Source organism: Pseudomonas sp. Pseusp15, assembly GCF_059492165.1.
In genome coordinates this window covers 4,057,766-4,074,991 of the sequence record NZ_CP168523.1, presented here as the reverse complement: position 1 = coordinate 4,074,991, position 17,226 = coordinate 4,057,766, and the positions used below count along the sequence as shown (strand labels likewise).

The following is a 17,226-nucleotide window of genomic DNA, read 5'->3' as shown; positions in this document are numbered from 1 at the left end:
AAAAACCGGCCTCACTGAGGCCGGTTTTTTTATGGGCGGGATAAACCGGCGACCAGACTCAGTCGTTGTAGTCTTCCCAGCCGCCCATCTGTTTCCAGCGATTGACGATGCCGCAGAACAACTCGGCGGTCTTCTCGGTATCGTAGCGAGCCGAATGAGCCTCACGACCGTCGAAGTCGATGTCCGCTGCCTGACAGGCCTTGGCCAGTACGGTTTGACCGTAGGCAAGACCGGCGAGGGTCGCGGTGTCGAAGCTGGAGAACGGGTGAAACGGGTTGCGTTTCATGTCCAGGCGCGCGACTGCCGCGTTGAGGAAACCCAGGTCGAAGCTGCTGTTGTGACCGACCAGAATCGCCCGTTTGCAACCGTTGGCTTTCAGGGCCTTGCGAATGCCACGGAAGATATCGGTCAGCGCCGCTTCTTCACTCACTGCCATGCGCAACGGGTGATCGAGTTTGATCCCGGTGAATTCCAGGGCTGCTGCTTCGATGTTGGCGCCTTCGAATGGCTCAACCCGGAAGAAGTAGGTGTGATCGGGGTACACGAACCCTTTTTCATCCATGGCGATAGTGGTTGCAGCAATTTCCAGCAGGGCGTCGGTGGCCGAGTTGAAGCCACCGGTTTCTACGTCGACGACAACCGGCAGGTAACCACGGAATCTGGCAGCCATTGGATGACGAGGACCACCTCCACCGCCTTGACCGTCCTGTTCGTCGTCGAAATGGTCTTCACTCACGCGTGTTCCTCCAGCAGGCGCCAGCGCAGTTTTTCACCGGCGCGCAGCGGGATAACGGTCAGCTCGCCAAATGGCAGGCTGGTTGGGGCGGTCCACTCTTCGCGGACCAGGGTGATGCGATCGGTGTTCGCCGGCAGACCGTAGAAACGCGGGCCATTGAGGCTGGCGAAGGCTTCGAGCTTGTCCAGCGCATTACGCTGTTCGAAGGCTTCGGCATACATCTCGATCGCGGCATAAGCGGTGTAGCAACCGGCACAGCCGCAAGCCGCTTCTTTGGCGTGCTGGGCATGGGGGGCCGAGTCGGTGCCGAGGAAGAACTTGTCGCTGCCGCTGGTGGCAGCGTCGAGCAGGGCTTCCTGGTGGGTATTGCGCTTGAGGATCGGCAGGCAATAGAAGTGCGGCCGAATCCCACCCACCAGCATGTGGTTGCGGTTGTACAGCAGGTGATGCGCGGTGATGGTGGCGCCAACGTTGGCCGAAGCCGCGTTGACGAACTGCACGGCATCGGCGGTGGTGATGTGTTCGAACACCACTTTGAGCGTTGGGAAACGCTCGACCACGCGACGCATGTGCTCATCGATGAAGATTTTTTCCCGATCGAAAACGTCGATATCGCCACGGGTGACTTCACCGTGAACCAGCAAGGGCATCCCGACTTCGGCCATGGCCTCCAGTGCAGGGAAAATCTTGTCGATGCTGGTGACGCCAGAGTCCGAATTGGTGGTCGCGCCTGCCGGGTACAGCTTGGCGGCGTGAATGAAACCGCTGGCCTTGGCCTCACGAATTTCTTCGGGCTGGGTGCGGTCGGTCAGGTACAGAACCATCAGCGGTTCGAAACGGCTGCCGGCCGGACGTGCGGCGAGAATCCGCTGGCGATAGCCATCGGCTTCAGCAGCGTTGCGCACCGGAGGTACCAGGTTGGGCATGATGATGGCGCGACCAAAGGTGCGCGCGACATCCGCGACGGTATTGGTCAACACGGCACCATCGCGAAGATGAATGTGCCAGTCGTCGGGACGCAGCAGGGTCAGGCGGTCGGACATGAGGGAATTCCAGGCGGGTCAAACTCAGGGGAATGCTACCGGAAAAGACTCTTCCAGGCACTCGCTATCAAGTTTTACGACAAGCTTCCGATACCCAACAGGCAGGCCGTGAATATGTGTGTCGGTCTTTTTGTCGTAGAAGCCAGTGGAGCCTCCCGTGCGCCAGCGTTATTTAGCCTTGCTCAGTGTGTTTGCCAGCCTTCCCGCGATGGCGCTCACTTTCCAGACTCGCCTGGAGAGCATCGAGTGGACGGTCGAAGGCGACAAGTTCGAATGCCGCCTGACTCAACCGATCACCGATTTCGGTTCGGGTGAGTTTGTGCGGCGCGCCGGAGAGCAGGCGACATTTCGACTGAAGGCCTACAACTCAATGATCGGTGGGGGTTCCGCCACCTTGCTGGCGGCGGCTGCGCCATGGCAGCCGGGGCGTGGCGACATTAACCTGGGCTCGGTGAGAATCGGTAGTGGCAACGTGCTGTTCAACAGTTCGCAAGTGCAGGCCGGGCGCCTGATCAGCGGGCTGATGGAGGGGCGCAGCCCGGTCGTACGACACTCATCGGGCGACGGTCGGGTGTCTGAAGTGCGTCTGCTGCCGGTCAAGTTCAGCAAGGCCTATGGTGACTATCAGGGTTGCGTCGCCAAGCTGTTGCCACAGAATTTCGAGCAAGTGAAGCAATCCGAGGTCGGCTTTCCGGGGGAGGGTATCGATCTCGATGCCAGGGCCAAGGCCCAGTTGCAGGTCATGCTGGAGTTCATGAAGGCCGATCCGACGGTCAACCACATTGAACTCGATGGCCATTCCGACAATAGCGGTAACCGGCTGACCAACCGTGAACTGTCACGACGCCGGGCGCTGGCGGTGATGGATTTCTTCAAGGCCAATGGTGTCCAGGAATCGCAGATCACCCTGCGTTTTCACGGTGAGCGCTATCCGCTGGCGCCCAACAACAATGCCGCCAACCGGGCGAAGAACCGCCGGGTTGCCGTACGTCTCGAGCGGGTCGCACCGACCGAGAAACCTGCGCCTCAAGCCACCGCCGCCGCGAGCAGCGCGACGACCTCCTGAACCTGCTGAATTCGTCGCTCGCTCGACATAATCTGTCGCTTCGTCGTCATAAGCTGTCGCGCCTCTGTAAATTGTCCTGCATGAGCGGTAGACTTGACAGCTTTCCGTAGAACCCCGTGGAGTGATGGCATGGCGGACGTAAACAAGGTCGTTCTGGCGTATTCCGGCGGCCTGGACACTTCGGTGATCCTCAAGTGGCTGCAGGATACATATAACTGTGAAGTAGTGACCTTCACCGCTGACCTGGGTCAGGGCGAAGAGGTCGAACCGGCCCGCGCCAAGGCACAGGCCATGGGCGTAAAAGAAATCTATATCGACGATCTGCGCGAAGAATTCGTGCGTGATTTCGTGTTCCCGATGTTCCGCGCCAACACCGTTTACGAAGGCGAGTACCTGCTGGGTACTTCCATCGCTCGTCCGTTGATCGCCAAACGCCTGATCGAAATCGCCAACGAAACCGGTGCTGACGCCATTTCCCACGGCGCGACCGGCAAGGGCAACGACCAGGTTCGTTTCGAACTGGGCGCCTACGCCTTGAAGCCAGGCGTGAAAGTGATCGCTCCATGGCGCGAATGGGACCTGCTGTCCCGTGAGAAGCTGATGGACTACGCCGAGAAGCACGCGATTCCGATCGAGCGTCACGGCAAGAAAAAATCCCCGTACTCGATGGATGCCAACCTGCTGCACATCTCCTATGAAGGCGGCGTGCTGGAAGACACCTGGACCGAGCACGAAGAAGACATGTGGCGCTGGACCGTTTCCCCGGAGAACGCTCCTGACAAACCGCAGTACCTGGAACTGACCTACCGCAACGGCGACATCGTTGCACTGGACGGTGTCGAAATGACCCCGGCCACCGTGCTGGCGACCTTGAACCGTATCGGTGGCGAACATGGTATCGGCCGTCTGGACATCGTCGAAAACCGCTATGTGGGCATGAAATCCCGTGGCTGCTACGAGACGCCTGGCGGCACCATCATGCTGCGCGCTCACCGTGCGATCGAATCGATCACCCTGGACCGCGAAGTGGCTCACCTCAAAGACGAGCTGATGCCTAAATACGCCAGTCTGATCTACACCGGTTACTGGTGGAGCCCAGAGCGTCTGATGCTGCAACAGATGATCGATGCTTCCCAGGCCCACGTGAACGGCGTAGTGCGCCTGAAACTGTACAAGGGCAACGTGATCGTCACCGGACGCAAGTCCGACGAGTCGTTGTTCGACGCCAACATCGCGACCTTCGAGGAAGATGGCGGCGCCTACAACCAGGCCGATGCGGCGGGCTTCATCAAGCTCAACGCCTTGCGCATGCGTATCGCGGCGAACAAAGGCCGCAAGCTGTTTTGAGACCTTTGATGCGGTAATGGAACTGTGGCCTTGTCGATGACAAGGCCACAGTTCTGAAAAAGGGCTGCTGCATATTACGTTTCGCTTTCTGCTGGTTTCTTCTAACCGTTCCCTCTGCTGCCTGCCTTTGATCTCACTTCAAGGGCTGCCTTGCTCTGTGCGACGGGTCAAAACCTAGCCCATGATCGTCACGCCATGTGAGCTCAAATTGTAAGAAACACAGAACGTTGCGTTGCTGCGTTTCTTTAGTTGTTTCCAGTGTTTGAGCGCGCTGTCCTTCAGCACTACCTCCGAATCGGCACACGTGAGAAATACGATCACGTGTGCAGGATTATCCGGAGCGTGCTGGATACTCTCCATCAGGGCGCTGAACCCCATTTTTTTGGTTATCCAGCGTGCATCAATGATGTGCAGATCCTTTAGCGGCGCGGGCAGCTGCACATGGTGTTGGACCGAGCGTTCAGGCGACACACTGGAAGTGCTGTTTCCAGAGTGATCAGCGTTGTCCATGACTTTTATAAAATGCTTTCCCTTCTCGAAATCGGAGGGCGCGTAAAGCGATCGATAATTGAAGTTAAGTGTGGCGAAGAAAAGAAAAAGCAAATAAAAGGGAAAGCTGATCAGAAACCAGATGTAGAGTTCTCTCTCCTTGTGGTCAAGAAAGGGCAGCGATACAGCAGCTGATGTTTCGGACAGTGCTGCAAATATTGCAATGATTGTCATGGGGTTGGTGATTCTTTTTTTGAGTTTTATCATGTTTTTTACTCATTAGATATTATCTTTTTCTCTGTTGGTTTATAGGGTGTGTTTTGGTGGTGATGCATGTATGAGTGTGTTTTTTTGTATTTGTTATTTTAAGTTTCTTTTTGTTGTGTGGTTGAGGTTGATATAGTAATTGTATTGTTCTGGGTCTGGGTATGGCTGTTTATTTGTTTTAAAATTGTGTGGGTTTGTTTGGGTTGTGAAGTGTTGCTGTATGTAAGGTTTTTCGAGTGGTTCGGGCCGGGTTATGTAAGATTCTGCAAGATACTCGTTACCTTTAAGGGTAGCTTAATAGTCGCGGTCTGTCGGACCAAGGGCGTTGAACCCTGTTTTTTTGGGGTGTGAATTGTTACAAAGACATTGTCGAAGCGTTTAGCAGTGTTCGGCCAATAAAATCCCTGGCTCATCATGCGCAATGATTTCTTGTAGGAATAATCCGTGTTGTTTGTAGGTAATGTCTCTCGGTGCGAGTGGTCGAGGGGGACGGCATGCCATGGGTGAAACGACTAGGCTATGGTGCGGGCTCTAAAAATTCGAACAGCGAAAATTGGAATTGCCCATGAATAAAGTGCTGATCGTGGATGATCACCCCGTCATTCGTCTTGCGGTACGTATGCTAATGGAGCGTCATGGCTACGAAGTCATTGCAGAAACAGACAATGGCGTGGATGCATTGCAACTTGCTCGTGAACTTATGCCGGATATCGTTATCCTGGATATTGGAATACCGAAGCTGGATGGGTTGGAAGTTATCGCGCGCCTGACCTCGGCGGCGATGCCTCTTAAAGTGCTGATATTGACGTCCCAGGCTCCAGGACATTTTTCCATGCGTTGTATGCAATCGGGTGCCGCCGGATATGTCTGTAAACAACAGGACCTTACTGAGTTGCTCAGTGCAATAAAGGCTGTATTGTCAGGTTATAGCTACTTTCCTAATCAGGCGCTGCATACTGTGCGCTCCAGTCTTGGGAATGCCAGTGAAGCCGATATGGTGGATCGTTTGTCCGGGCGGGAAATGATGGTCCTTCAGCAGTTGGCCCGAGGAAAGACAAACAAGGAAATCGCCGATGGGATGTTCCTCAGCAATAAAACCGTCAGTACTTACAAGACTCGCCTGTTGCTGAAGCTCAATGCTCGCTCACTGGTCGATCTTATTGAATTGGCTCAACGTAATGGCCTGGTATGAGTATGCCAGCGTTTGACGAGGGGCGATGAGCGGGCGTTTGTCGGGGATGGGCACTTAGTAAAAAGCCTCCGTTTCGGGAGGCTTTTAGGTGTCATAGGTCAAAATCGTAATCGGCCAATTGCTTTTGCAGTCGGCGCTCCTCCAGCAGATTGTCGATGGTGCGGCGTTTGCTCAGGTTGGTCTTCGCTACTTCCACCACCGGTTCTGCGTCATCGGCCTCAACGGCGGTGAAGTCGTCTTCTACGTCCAATTGCTCTTTGCCAGTGCTCATAAGGTTAACTCCAGGCTAAGACTGCCTTTGGCGCTCCTTATATCGACAATTTCCCGGCGGGTAAAAAAGATTTTTTCAATCGGCTAATCAAGAAAACTAATAGAGCCTCAATCGTCCGAGGTCTTTTGCTTGTATTCGCATAAGTCCTCGATCCGGCAGCTGCCACAACGCGGCTTGCGGGCCAGGCAAACGTAGCGTCCGTGGAGAATCAGCCAGTGATGGGCGTCGAGCAGATACTCCTTCGGCACGAATTTCATCAGTTTCTGCTCCACCTCGACCACATTCTTGCCCGGAGCAATGCCGGTACGGTTGCTGACCCGGAAAATGTGGGTGTCCACGGCCATGGTCAGCTGACGAAAGGCGGTATTGAGCACCACATTGGCGGTCTTGCGGCCGACGCCGGGCAACGCTTCCAGCGCTTCGCGGGTCTGCGGTACTTCACCGCCATGGCGCTCTACCAGCAAGCGACAGGTTTCGATCACGTTTTTTGCTTTGCTGTTATACAGGCCGATGGTCTTGATGTACTCCGACAATCCTTCGACGCCCAAGGCATAAATCGCCGCCGGCGTATTGGCCACCGGAAACAGTTTGGCGGTGGCCTTGTTGACGCCGACATCGGTCGATTGCGCCGAGAGAATCACGGCAATCAGCAGTTCGAACGGCGAGGAATAGGCCAGCTCGGTCTTCGGTTCAGGATTGTCTTCGTGAAACCTGCGGAAAATTTCCAGACGTTTTGCGGCATTCATGGGCGATGCGTTTCCTCGAAGGAGGTCAATGTGGGGGAGGGGCGGGTCCAGGCCTGACGTGCGGCGATCAGCAGCCCCAGCAGAATAAACCCGCCGGGGGCCAGCGTGGCCAAGCGCAGGCCACCGTCAGCGGTGAGCACCCAACCTTGCCAGTCCGGTTGCATGGCAGCGGTCAGCCAGGGCAGATGGCTACCCAGTGTCCCGTTGCCGATAAGCTCGCGCAGCAGGCCCAGGCCAATCATCAAGGCGCCGAACAGGCCGCACAGGCGCAGGCGGTCACGCCTTGTGCCCTGGAAAAAACCGTTATGTTCCAGCACCACGCATTGCAAGGCGATCAATCCGGTATAGAACCCCAGATGCTGGTGCCATTGAAGCGACCAGGCTTGCATGGCGAGCTCCACACAACTGGTCAGTGTGGCAGCCAGCAGGAGGCAGGCCAGTAAATGGGTTGCCGGAATCAGTCGTGAGCGCAAGATACCCATGCTCACGTCATAAACACTGAGCACCAGAGCGAACATCAGCCACAGGCCTAGAGCCGTTACCAATGAATCAGTGACGCCGATCAGAGGCGCAAGCATCAGCGAGTTCTGCAGGGTTGATGACTTATTCATGGGCGCTGCTCCCGATCAGCGGTTGCCGGTGTTCATCGAAGTAACGCAATGCATCGTGGGTGGCATTGATCACCGCTCTTGAGGTGATGGTCGCGCCTGCGATCTGATCGAATTGCCCTCGGTCCTTTTTCAAGGCCCAGCCAGTGTCGCTTGGTTCGCCTAGAGACTTGCCGGTAAACACTTGCAGCCAGGCATTGGGCCAGTCGGCGAGCTTGCCGCCCAGCCCCGGGGTTTCCGATTGCTTGAGGGTTTTGACCCCCAGCAACGTGCCATGGGGGTCGATGGCGATCAGCAAATCGATGGCGCCGGCGTAGCCCAGTGTCTGGCTGCGCAGCAACACGGCGCTCGGTTGGCCGGCCTTGGACGCCAGATAGCCATTCAGCAGCGTGCTGTTGGGCAGGCGTGTTTTTTCGACGTTGAGGGGGTGTTCCAGTGGCTGATTGTCGTAGCTGTCGGGCGCTAGCAGATCCAGCAAATTGCGGCTGTCGATCAGGCGTTGTTCGGCGGCAATGCGTGCGGCGCTGGTGTACTGCGCGAGGTAAGTCGCGCCTGTCCCCAGGCCTGCCAGTAATACCAGGGTCACAACGCTTGTCGCTCGGTTCATGGGCTGACCTGCGCTTGTCTGGAGGCAGCAAACCGCTCCAGCGCCGGTACACAGAGGTTCATCAGCAGGACGGCAAAAGCCACCCCGTCGGGATAGCCGCCCCACGTGCGAATCAAGTAAGTCAGCAGCCCCACTCCGGCACCGAACAGCAACCGGGCCGTGGGGTTTTTCGCGCCGGATACCGGTTCCGTCACGATGAAGAAGGCACCCAGCATGCTCGCGCCAGTGAGCAGATGGAAGAGTGGCGAGCCATGGGAATCGGAGCCCGAACCGTTCCAGCACAACAGGCTGATGACGAACAGGCTGGCGAGCATGCCGACCGGCGCATGCCAGCTGAACACCCGCCGTTGCAGCAGAAACGCGCCGCCGGCCAGGAAGGCCAGGTTGACCCATTCCACGCCCCGGCCGCCGAAATGGCCGAATGCCGGGTTGCCGGCAAACAGTTCGTCCATGGTCAGGCTTTTGTTGATTCGCAGGCTGTCCAGCGCGGTGGCCTGGGCCCACGCGTCTGGTGTCTGGCCGAGGTTGAAGCCGAACACTTGTTGCAGGCCTGCGAGGAAGTCCATGCCGTGGGACGACGGCCAATGGGTCATTTGCTGAGGAAACGTCACTGAAGCCAGGGCGAAACCGAGCATCGCCGGGTTGAACGGATTCCTGCCGACGCCGCCATACAGGTGCTTGCCGAAAAAAAGTCCGAATGCCGCTGCGCTGACCGTCAGCCACCACGGGCAATAAGGCGGCAAGGCCAGGGCCAACAGGGTCGCGCTGACCAGCGCACTGCCATCGCTCACTGTCGGTTTTACAGGTTGCTTGCGCAGCTGTAACACCGCTGCTTCAACGGCCAGTGCGGTAGCTGCAGTCAGAATCAGGTTGATCAACACGCCCCAACCGTACAGCCAGAACAACATCAGCATTCCCGGCAGGGTGGCCAGCAACACCAGCTTCATGGCCTGCTGAAGGCGTTCATCCACCGATTCAAGGGGTGGCATAGGCATCCACCTGCCGCTCGGCTTCGCTGAGCGCATGTTGCAATGCTGTGATCTGTTCGGCCGGCGCTTCGTTTGTTTGAGCCTTCTTGAGTTCGGCGCGGCGCATGGCCAACTGGATCTTCGCCCGTTTCAGCTCGGCATCGTTTGTCGGAACAGGTGGAGTAGCTACCACCGGTGCACTGCTTTCCAGCAGCGACAGCGCCTGTTCGGCAGCTTCGAACTGCTGTTGCAGCACGATCAGTTGCGATTGCTGTTCGAAGGTCGGTGGATGCCCGAAGGCCTTGAGCGATTTATTCAGCTGCGCCCGACTCATCGCCAGATCGACCTTGGCCTTTTTCAGCGCCGCATCGGCATTGGCGGCCTTCTGCGCACGCACGCGCTCGAGCGCGGCCTGAACCGGGTCGAGCGTCACTTCACTGTGCTGCACGGCGCGTTGGGCGCGGGCCTGACGTTCGGCGAGTTTCTGTTCCTCTTCGCGATGTAGGCGGGCATTGCGCTGTTCGAAGCGACGTCGCGCGCGGTTGCGCTTGGCGGCCCGGGCCTGTTGTTCCTCCAGGCTGAACGCCAGCCCACCGACAATCGGCAGCGTGGCCAGCGGTAGCGGATGCATCTCGATGCAATCCACCGGGCAGGGCGCCACGCAGAGGTCGCAACCGGTGCATTCGTCGACGATGACCGTGTGCATGAATTTCGCCGCGCCGACAATCGCGTCGACCGGGCAGGCCTGAATGCATTTGGTGCAGCCGATGCATTCGGCTTCGCGGATGTACGCGATTTGCGCCGGTGCCGAACCGCGACTGACGTCCAGTTCCAGCACCGGCACTTTCAGCAGCTCGGCGAGGGCCGCGATGGTTTCGCTGCCGCCCGGTGGGCACTTGTTGATCGGCTCGCCACTGGCGATGCCTTCGGCGTACGGTTTGCATCCGGGGTGGCCACACTTGCCGCATTGGGTCTGCGGCAAGAGGGCATCGATGCGTTGAATCAGACTCATGTTTTGATCAGCCCGCTGAATCCGAGAAAAACCACTGCGATCAATCCGGCGCCGATCAATTCGATCGGCAGGCCGCGAAAGGGCAGGGGGACATCGTTATCGAGTGTGCGTTGGCGCAAGTCGCTGAACAGGCTCAGCACCAGCCAGAAACCCAGCCCGGCACCGAGGCTCAAGGCTATGGCGTGGAAAAGTCCCTTGTCGTCCTGAGCGTTGAGCAGGGTCAGCCCAAGCACGCCGGCATTGCCCAGCAGCAGGGGCCAGAGACCCTCGAATGAAAGCTTGGCGAATAACCGTGGAAGCAGTTTCAGCAGCGGGCCGATCAGCAGAACGCTCAGCGGCAGGAATACGAACAGTCGCAGCGACGTCAGCCCCAGCGGCACCAGCAGCCAGTGGTAGAGCGCATGGCCGAGCGTGCCGACGATCAGCATCAGGCACGTCGTCGCGATGCCCAATGCATGCACTTGTCGCCGCTCGCTGCCCAGCACCGGATCGACGCCCAGCGGCCAGTGCAACACGAGGTTGTTGATCAGGGCAGCGCTGATAAGCGTAAGAAGCAGTTCGGTCATGATCGTGCCGGTAAGAACAGGGCTTTCTTAAGGGGCTCTCTAAAAAGAGATTAGGCATTATCCGGCAAGGAAGGAGGGTGGGCCAGATATGAAAATCCCACAGTCGCGCCGGGCACGACTGTGGGATCGGTTTAGCGCAGGACTTTACTTGATGCGCTGACCTGGCTTGGCGCCACTGTCGGGGCTCAGCAGATAGATTTCTTCGCCACCAGGGCCGGCCGCCATCACCATGCCTTCGGAGATCCCGAATTTCATTTTGCGAGGCTTGAGGTTGGCAATCATCATGGTCAGGCGACCTTCAAGCTTGGCCGGGTCCGGGTAGGCGCTCTTGATGCCGGAGAGCACGTTGCGTTGCTCGTCACCGATGTCCAGGGTCAGGCGCAGCAGTTTGTCGGCACCTTCGACGGCTTCGGCCTTGAGGATCAGGGCGACGCGCAGGTCGACCGCGGCAAAGGTATCGAACTCGATCTCCGGCGACAGCGGATCCTTGGCCAGTTCGCCGTTGCCTTGAGGCGCGGCAGCTTCGCCGGTGTCGGTCTGGCTGGCGGTCAGGTCTTCTTTCGAGGCGTCGGTCATGGCTTGCACTTTTACCGGGTCGATGCGGGTCATCAACGGTTTGAACTCGTTCAGCTGATGGTTGCTGAGCAAGGTGGCGTGGTCGTTCCAGGTCAGTGGTGCGACGTTCAGGAACGCCTCGGCATCGGCGGCCAGCAGCGGCAGCACCGGCTTGAGGAAAATCACCAATTGGCGGAACAGGTTGATACCCAGGGCGCAAATGGCCTGGACTTCATCCTGCTTGCCTTCCTGTTTGTTCAGCGACCACGGTGCCTTGTCGGCGATCCAGGCGTTGGCACGGTCGGCCAGGCCCATGATTTCGCGCATGGCCCGGGCAAAGTCACGCGCCTCGTAGGCTTCGGCGATGCTCGGTGCTGCGGCCAGGAACGCTTCGGTCAGCTCCGGTGCGGCGTTGCCGGCCACCAGCACGCCAGCGTTGCCTTTGTGGATGAAACCGGCGCAACGGCTGGCGATGTTGACGACTTTGCCGACCAGGTCCGAGTTGACCTTCTGCACGAAGTCTTCGAGGTTCAGGTCCAGGTCATCGACGCCACGGCTCAGCTTGGCCGCATAGTAGTAGCGCAGGTATTCCGGCGACAGGTGATCCAGATAGGTCCGGGCTTTGATGAAGGTGCCGCGGGACTTGGACATCTTCTGACCGTTGACGGTCAGGTAGCCGTGCACGTTGATGCCGGTCGGTTTACGGAAACCGGCGCCTTCGAGCATCGCTGGCCAGAACAGGGCGTGGAAGTTGACGATGTCCTTGCCGATGAAGTGGTACAGCTCGGCGGTGGAGTCCTTGCCCCAGAACGCGTCGAAATCAAGTGCAGGCGTACGGTTGCACAGGTTCTTGAAGCTGGCCATGTAGCCGATCGGCGCGTCCAGCCACACGTAGAAGTACTTGCCTGGTTCATCAGGAATTTCGAAGCCGAAGTACGGCGCATCGCGGGAGATGTCCCACTGTTGCAGGCCGGCGTCCAGCCATTCGGCGATCTTGTTGGCCACGGCCTCTTGCAAGGTTCCGCTGCGGGTCCAGGCTTGCAGCATTTCCTGGAAGTCCGGCAGCTTGAAGAAGAAGTGCTGGGAATCCTTGAGCACCGGCGTGGCGCCGGAGATTGCCGACTTCGGATCTTTGAGGTCGGTCGGCGCGTAGGTTGCACCGCATTTTTCGCAGTTGTCGCCGTACTGGTCTTCGGTGCCGCATTTCGGGCAGGTGCCCTTGATGAAGCGGTCGGCCAGGAACATTTTCTTTTCCGGGTCGAAGTACTGCGTGATCGAGCGCGTGGCGATGTGCCCGGCGTCGCGCAGCTTCAGGTAGATCTGGCTCGACAGCTCACGGTTTTCTTCGGCGTGAGTGGAGTGGAAGTTGTCGAAGTCCACCAGGAACTCGGCAAAGTCGGCGCTGTGTTCAGCCTGGACGTTGGCGATCAGTTGTTCCGGGGTGATGCCTTCCTTTTCTGCGCGCAGCATGATGGCCGAACCGTGGGCGTCGTCGGCGCAGACATAAATGCATTGGTTACCGCGATGCTTCTGGAAGCGCACCCACATATCGGTCTGGATGTATTCCAGCATATGGCCGAGGTGGATCGAACCATTGGCATAGGGCAGGGCGCTGGTGACGAGGATCTTGCGTGGCTCGGACATGGGGCTCGGCTACTTGATGAAACGGAGGTCGGCCACTATAAAGCGCCGGCGCATATTTTTCACCCCCACGGCCAGCCTCCACGGACCTTTGTACCCGCCGGTCATAAGATATTTGTCATATTCTGAAAGCATCCCGTCCAGGCGACAGAACGGTTAGGATACCCGCCTGATTTTCCAGTCTTGCTATCGGAGTTGCCCATGAGCGCCGTCAATCGCGCAGCGGTGGAAGCCGTCCTTCGCCAATACACCGACCCTTATCTGAACCAGGACCCGGTCAGCGCCGGGTGCGTGCGCAGCATCGATATTCAGGGCGATCGCGTCAGCGTCCAGCTGGAGCTGGGTTACGCCGCCGGTCTGTTCAAGAGTGGCTGGGCGCAGTTGTTGCAGATGGCCATCGAGGGCCTGGATGGCGTGGTCACTGCCCGTGTCGAGATCACCAGCGTGATTGCCGCGCACAAGGCCCAGGCACAGATTCCGGGGTTGGCCAATGTCAAAAACGTGGTGGCCGTGGCGTCTGGAAAGGGAGGCGTGGGCAAATCCACCACGGCCGCCAACCTGGCGCTGGCGTTGGCTCGTGAAGGTGCCAAAGTGGGGATTCTCGACGCGGACATCTACGGTCCGAGCCAGGGCATCATGTTCGGCATCCCTGAAGGCACCCGTCCTCAGGTCAAGGATCAGAAATGGTTCATTCCGATCGAGTCCCATGGCGTCGAAGTGATGTCCATGGCCTTCCTGACCGACGACAACACGCCGATGGTCTGGCGTGGGCCGATGGTGTCCGGCGCCTTGTTGCAACTGGTCACGCAAACGGCCTGGGGCGACCTGGATTACCTGGTCATCGACATGCCGCCAGGCACCGGCGACATCCAGTTGACCCTGGCGCAAAAAGTCCCGGTGGCCGGTGCGGTGATCGTGACCACCCCGCAGGATCTGGCATTGCTGGATGCGCGCAAGGGCGTGGAAATGTTCCGCAAGGTCAACATCCCGGTGCTGGGTGTGGTCGAAAACATGGCCGTGCACATCTGCTCCAACTGCGGGCATGCCGAGCATTTGTTCGGTGAGGGCGGGGGTGTGAAGCTGGCCAACCAGTACGGCGTCGAACTGTTGGCTTCGTTGCCGCTGTCGATGCTGATCCGCGAACAGGCCGATGGCGGCAAGCCAACGGTGATCGCCGAGCCTGACAGCCAGATTGCGATGGTTTACCAGGAACTGGCCCGCCATGTCGGCGCGCGGATCGTGTTGCAGGAAGCTGCGACGCCGGCGATGCCGAACATCACCGTCAGCGACGATTAAATCGCTGAAAAGAGATCGCAACCTCGCTTCGCTCGACACGAGGCTGCGATCTTTTGATATTGCTTTAGATACGCAACCCGCCATCCAGCTCCAGAATCCGACCGGTGTAGTAGTCATTCTCGAAAATGTAGGCCGCCGACTGGGCGATCTCTTCGGGTTTGCCCATGCGCTTGAGCGGAATCCCGGACGTCATCTTTTCCAGCGCTTCAGGTTTCATGCTCAGGGTCATTTCAGTTTCGATGAAGCCCGGCGCAATGCCCGCCACGCGAATCCCGTAGCGCGCCAGTTCCTTGGCCCAGGTCACGGTCGCCGCAGCGACACCGGCCTTGGCGGCGGAGTAGTTGGTCTGGCCGATATTGCCGGCGCGTGAGATCGACGAGATATTGATGATCGCGCCGCTGTTGTTCAGCTCGACCATTTTTGCCGCGACTTCACGGGTGCACAGGAACACGCCGGTCAGATTGACGTCGATCACCGCTTGCCATTGGGCCAGGCTCATCTTGGTCATTTCGCCATCCTTGACCTTCAGCAACAGGCCGTCACGCAAAATGCCGGCGTTGTTGATCAGGCCATGGATCGCGCCGAAATCGTCGGCCACCTGGCTGACCATGTGGGTCACTTGCTCTTCATCGGCGACGTTGCACAAGTAGGCACGGGCCTCGACACCCTTGGCCTTGCAAGCGGCGACGGCGGCGTCGAGTTTTTCCTGGTTCAGGTCCACCAGGGCCAGCTTGGCGCCACGACCTGCAAGATACTCGGCCATGGAACGGCCTAAACCCTGGCAACCGCCGGTGATAATGATTACTTTGTCAGTGAGTTGCATTCGCATAGCCCCATAGCCGATCGGAGTGTTTCTCCTTCTAGAGGGCCTCTCGATCTGAGCCTGATGTGGCCTGGCTGCACATGAGAACTGCCCCTGTGGCGTACTGGAACTTTCACCCAGACGCCTGTCCGTTTTTTCGACGGAATCTATATAAGGAGTCATAAATTGAGCGTTGTAGTGGCTAAGCATGCCCGAGAATTGCTTCTCAAGGAATACCGTGGAGTGCTCTCGACGCACTCCAAAGCGATGCCCGGTTTCCCGTTTGGCTCCGTGGTTCCGTACTGTCTGGACGAACAGGGCCGGCCGCTGATCCTTATCAGCCGCATCGCTCAGCACACTCACAACCTGCTGAAGGATCCGAAATGCTCGCTGCTGGTGGGTGAACGCGAGGCCGAAGACGTGCAAGCCGTTGGTCGGCTGACCTACCTGGCCGAAGGGGAAAAACTCGAGGACACCGCAGCCATCGAAGCGGCAGCCGAGCGTTACTACCGCTATTTCCCGGATTCGCAGAACTATCACAAGGCCCACGATTTCGATTTCTGGGTGCTCAAACCGGTACGCCACCGTTACATCGGCGGCTTCGGCGCGATTCACTGGGTCGACCAACTGACCCTCGCCAACCCGTTCGCCGGCAAGGCCGAAGTGAGCATGGTCGAGCACATGAATGCCGATCACGCCAAAGCCATCGCCCACTATGTCGACCTGGCGGGCTTGCCGAAAACCGTGCCAGCGCAATTGGTCGGCATCGATAGCGAAGGCATGCACTTGCGCATCGGCCAGGGGCTCTACTGGCTGCCGTTTCAAGCGCCTTGTAATACGCCGACACAAGTCCGGGAAGCCTTGGTTTTCCTGGCTCACGCCGAACATTGGCCGAAAATTCAAGTGGCCGATGCTTGAATTCACGAAACGGCGACGTCATCTAAGGAACACTGGCAAGGCTTACTTGCGTTGAGGAACCATTTGATGCGCCCTTTTTTGTTGCTCTTTGTACTGTTTCCGGTGTTGGAGCTGTTCGTATTCGTCAAGGTCAGCGCAGCGATCGGGTTTTTCCCGGCCCTGCTGCTAATCATTCTCGGCTCGATGCTCGGCGTGTTCGTGCTGCGTATCGCCGGTCTGGCTACTGCGCTGCGCGCTCGTGAAAGCCTGAGCCGCGGCGAGTTGCCGGCCCAGACCATGCTCGAAGGCCTGATGCTGGCCCTGGCGGGTGGTCTGTTGATTCTGCCGGGCTTCGTCACCGACGTGCTGGGTCTGATTATGTTGCTGCCGATCTCTCGTCGACTGCTGGCCAATAAAATGCGCCAGCGCGCCGAGGAACAAGCGATGCGCCAGCGTGCGTTTGCCGATGACCTTCAGCCGCGGGGCGGTCCTGCTCCACGTCAGCCGTTGGGCCGTGAGCCTAACGTGATCGAAGGCGAGTTCGAACACCGCGACTCCAAGTAACATGTCCATCGACACGGCACCTTTGGGTGCCGTGTTCATTTTCAGGGTATCGACGTAAAAATTTCGCTCTCGGCCCTTGAAATAGGCTCGCACGCCCTTATGTAACGGTCACCGCAAGGTTTCTGGCAATTGCGCCAGACAGACTTCCGCGGTTCGCTCGACGAACCGCACCCGGCGCCGCCGGATTTGTTAAACCCGCCGGGACTACACCGGCCGATGAAAACCACAATTAGGAGAGATCGACAATGAAGCTTCGTCCTCTGCATGACCGCGTCGTTATCCGTCGCAGCGAAGAAGAAAAGAAAACCGCTGGCGGTATCGTCCTGCCAGGTTCGGCTGCTGAGAAGCCAAACCAGGGTGAAGTCCTAGCTGTAGGCCCAGGCAAAGTGCTGGACAACGGCGAAGTGCGTGCACTGTCCGTGAAAGTGGGTGACAAGGTGGTGTTCGGCCCGTACTCCGGCAGCAACACTGTGAAAGTCGATGGCGAAGACCTGGTGATCATGGCTGAGAACGAGATTCTCGCTGTTGTCGAAGGCTGATTCCCCGCTCATTT

Annotated in this window: 19 protein-coding genes; 7 read left to right on the top strand and 12 right to left on the bottom strand. The window is 58.3% G+C overall.

Annotated features, from left to right (window positions below; translation table 11 throughout):
• Positions 1-58 precede the first annotated feature (58 nt).
• Together rnt and pyrC are read right to left on the bottom strand one after the other, a co-directional pair.
• Complete coding sequence (gene rnt / locus ACEN8R_RS18550; RefSeq protein WP_007938919.1) at positions 59-736, bottom strand: ribonuclease T; 678 nt, start codon at positions 734-736, stop codon at positions 59-61.
• Positions 733-1,779, bottom strand: coding sequence for a dihydroorotase (gene pyrC, locus ACEN8R_RS18545; protein WP_018926606.1), 1,047 nt, complete (start codon positions 1,777-1,779; stop codon positions 733-735). Before pyrC ends, rnt begins: the two co-directional genes overlap by 4 nt.
• Positions 1,780-1,936: 157 nt before the next feature.
• Between pyrC and ACEN8R_RS18540 the strand changes: the two genes are divergently transcribed.
• A complete protein-coding gene (locus ACEN8R_RS18540; RefSeq protein ID WP_018926605.1) occupies positions 1,937-2,845 on the top strand; it encodes a flagellar protein MotY in 909 nt (302 codons plus the stop codon).
• A gap of 129 nt (positions 2,846-2,974) precedes the next feature.
• Positions 2,975-4,192: an argininosuccinate synthase gene (locus ACEN8R_RS18535; RefSeq protein ID WP_007938916.1), complete on the top strand. Its 1,218-nt coding sequence runs from the start codon at positions 2,975-2,977 to the stop codon at positions 4,190-4,192.
• A gap of 174 nt (positions 4,193-4,366) precedes the next feature.
• Here ACEN8R_RS18535 and ACEN8R_RS18530 read toward each other — a convergent pair whose 3' ends face one another.
• Complete coding sequence (locus ACEN8R_RS18530; protein WP_018926603.1) at positions 4,367-4,948, bottom strand: hypothetical protein; 582 nt, start codon at positions 4,946-4,948, stop codon at positions 4,367-4,369.
• Positions 4,949-5,513: 565 nt separating this feature from the next.
• On the opposite strand from ACEN8R_RS18530, the gene ACEN8R_RS18525 reads away from it, so the two are divergent.
• Positions 5,514-6,140, top strand: coding sequence for a response regulator transcription factor (locus ACEN8R_RS18525; protein WP_018926602.1), 627 nt, complete (start codon positions 5,514-5,516; stop codon positions 6,138-6,140).
• A gap of 91 nt (positions 6,141-6,231) precedes the next feature.
• On the opposite strand, the gene ACEN8R_RS18520 is transcribed toward ACEN8R_RS18525, so the two are convergent.
• From ACEN8R_RS18520 to metG, 8 genes are all read right to left on the bottom strand, one after another.
• On the bottom strand, positions 6,232-6,411 hold the full coding sequence (locus ACEN8R_RS18520) for a PA3496 family putative envelope integrity protein (protein WP_018926601.1): 180 nt from the start codon (positions 6,409-6,411) through the stop codon (positions 6,232-6,234).
• Positions 6,412-6,518: 107 nt separating this feature from the next.
• On the bottom strand, positions 6,519-7,157 hold the full coding sequence (gene nth, locus ACEN8R_RS18515) for an endonuclease III (RefSeq protein ID WP_018926600.1): 639 nt from the start codon (positions 7,155-7,157) through the stop codon (positions 6,519-6,521).
• Positions 7,154-7,768, bottom strand: coding sequence for an Rnf-Nqr domain containing protein (locus ACEN8R_RS18510; protein ID WP_018926599.1), 615 nt, complete (start codon positions 7,766-7,768; stop codon positions 7,154-7,156). Before ACEN8R_RS18510 ends, nth begins: the two co-directional genes overlap by 4 nt.
• Positions 7,761-8,372, bottom strand: coding sequence for an RnfABCDGE type electron transport complex subunit G (locus tag ACEN8R_RS18505; protein ID WP_064616314.1), 612 nt, complete (start codon positions 8,370-8,372; stop codon positions 7,761-7,763). The genes ACEN8R_RS18510 and ACEN8R_RS18505 overlap by 8 nt, the downstream gene beginning before the upstream one ends.
• Positions 8,369-9,361, bottom strand: coding sequence for an RnfABCDGE type electron transport complex subunit D (locus ACEN8R_RS18500; protein ID WP_018926597.1), 993 nt, complete (start codon positions 9,359-9,361; stop codon positions 8,369-8,371). The genes ACEN8R_RS18505 and ACEN8R_RS18500 overlap by 4 nt, the downstream gene beginning before the upstream one ends.
• Complete coding sequence (rsxB, locus tag ACEN8R_RS18495) at positions 9,348-10,352, bottom strand: electron transport complex subunit RsxB (RefSeq protein WP_495624247.1); 1,005 nt, start codon at positions 10,350-10,352, stop codon at positions 9,348-9,350. Before rsxB ends, ACEN8R_RS18500 begins: the two co-directional genes overlap by 14 nt.
• A complete protein-coding gene (locus tag ACEN8R_RS18490; protein ID WP_064616316.1) occupies positions 10,349-10,918 on the bottom strand; it encodes an electron transport complex protein RnfA in 570 nt (189 codons plus the stop codon). The genes rsxB and ACEN8R_RS18490 overlap by 4 nt, the downstream gene beginning before the upstream one ends.
• A 144-nt stretch (positions 10,919-11,062) precedes the next feature.
• Positions 11,063-13,117 carry a methionine--tRNA ligase gene (gene metG, locus ACEN8R_RS18485; RefSeq protein WP_018926594.1) on the bottom strand — a complete coding sequence of 685 codons (2,055 nt, stop codon included), beginning with the start codon at positions 13,115-13,117 and terminating at the stop codon, positions 11,063-11,065.
• Between the two features lie 198 nt (positions 13,118-13,315).
• Between metG and apbC the strand changes: the two genes are divergently transcribed.
• On the top strand, positions 13,316-14,410 hold the full coding sequence (apbC, locus tag ACEN8R_RS18480) for an iron-sulfur cluster carrier protein ApbC (protein WP_018926592.1): 1,095 nt from the start codon (positions 13,316-13,318) through the stop codon (positions 14,408-14,410).
• Positions 14,411-14,474: 64 nt separating this feature from the next.
• Here apbC and ACEN8R_RS18475 read toward each other — a convergent pair whose 3' ends face one another.
• Positions 14,475-15,233 carry an SDR family oxidoreductase gene (locus ACEN8R_RS18475; RefSeq protein ID WP_018926591.1) on the bottom strand — a complete coding sequence of 253 codons (759 nt, stop codon included), beginning with the start codon at positions 15,231-15,233 and terminating at the stop codon, positions 14,475-14,477.
• Between the two features lie 165 nt (positions 15,234-15,398).
• Between ACEN8R_RS18475 and ACEN8R_RS18470 the strand changes: the two genes are divergently transcribed.
• From ACEN8R_RS18470 to ACEN8R_RS18460, 3 genes are all read left to right on the top strand, one after another.
• A complete protein-coding gene (locus ACEN8R_RS18470; RefSeq protein WP_495624246.1) occupies positions 15,399-16,130 on the top strand; it encodes a HugZ family pyridoxamine 5'-phosphate oxidase in 732 nt (243 codons plus the stop codon).
• Positions 16,131-16,196: 66 nt separating this feature from the next.
• Positions 16,197-16,673: an FxsA family protein gene (locus tag ACEN8R_RS18465; protein WP_018926589.1), complete on the top strand. Its 477-nt coding sequence runs from the start codon at positions 16,197-16,199 to the stop codon at positions 16,671-16,673.
• 245 nt (positions 16,674-16,918) lie between these two features.
• On the top strand, positions 16,919-17,212 hold the full coding sequence (locus ACEN8R_RS18460) for a co-chaperone GroES (RefSeq protein ID WP_018926588.1): 294 nt from the start codon (positions 16,919-16,921) through the stop codon (positions 17,210-17,212).
• Positions 17,213-17,226: the final 14 nt, after the last annotated feature.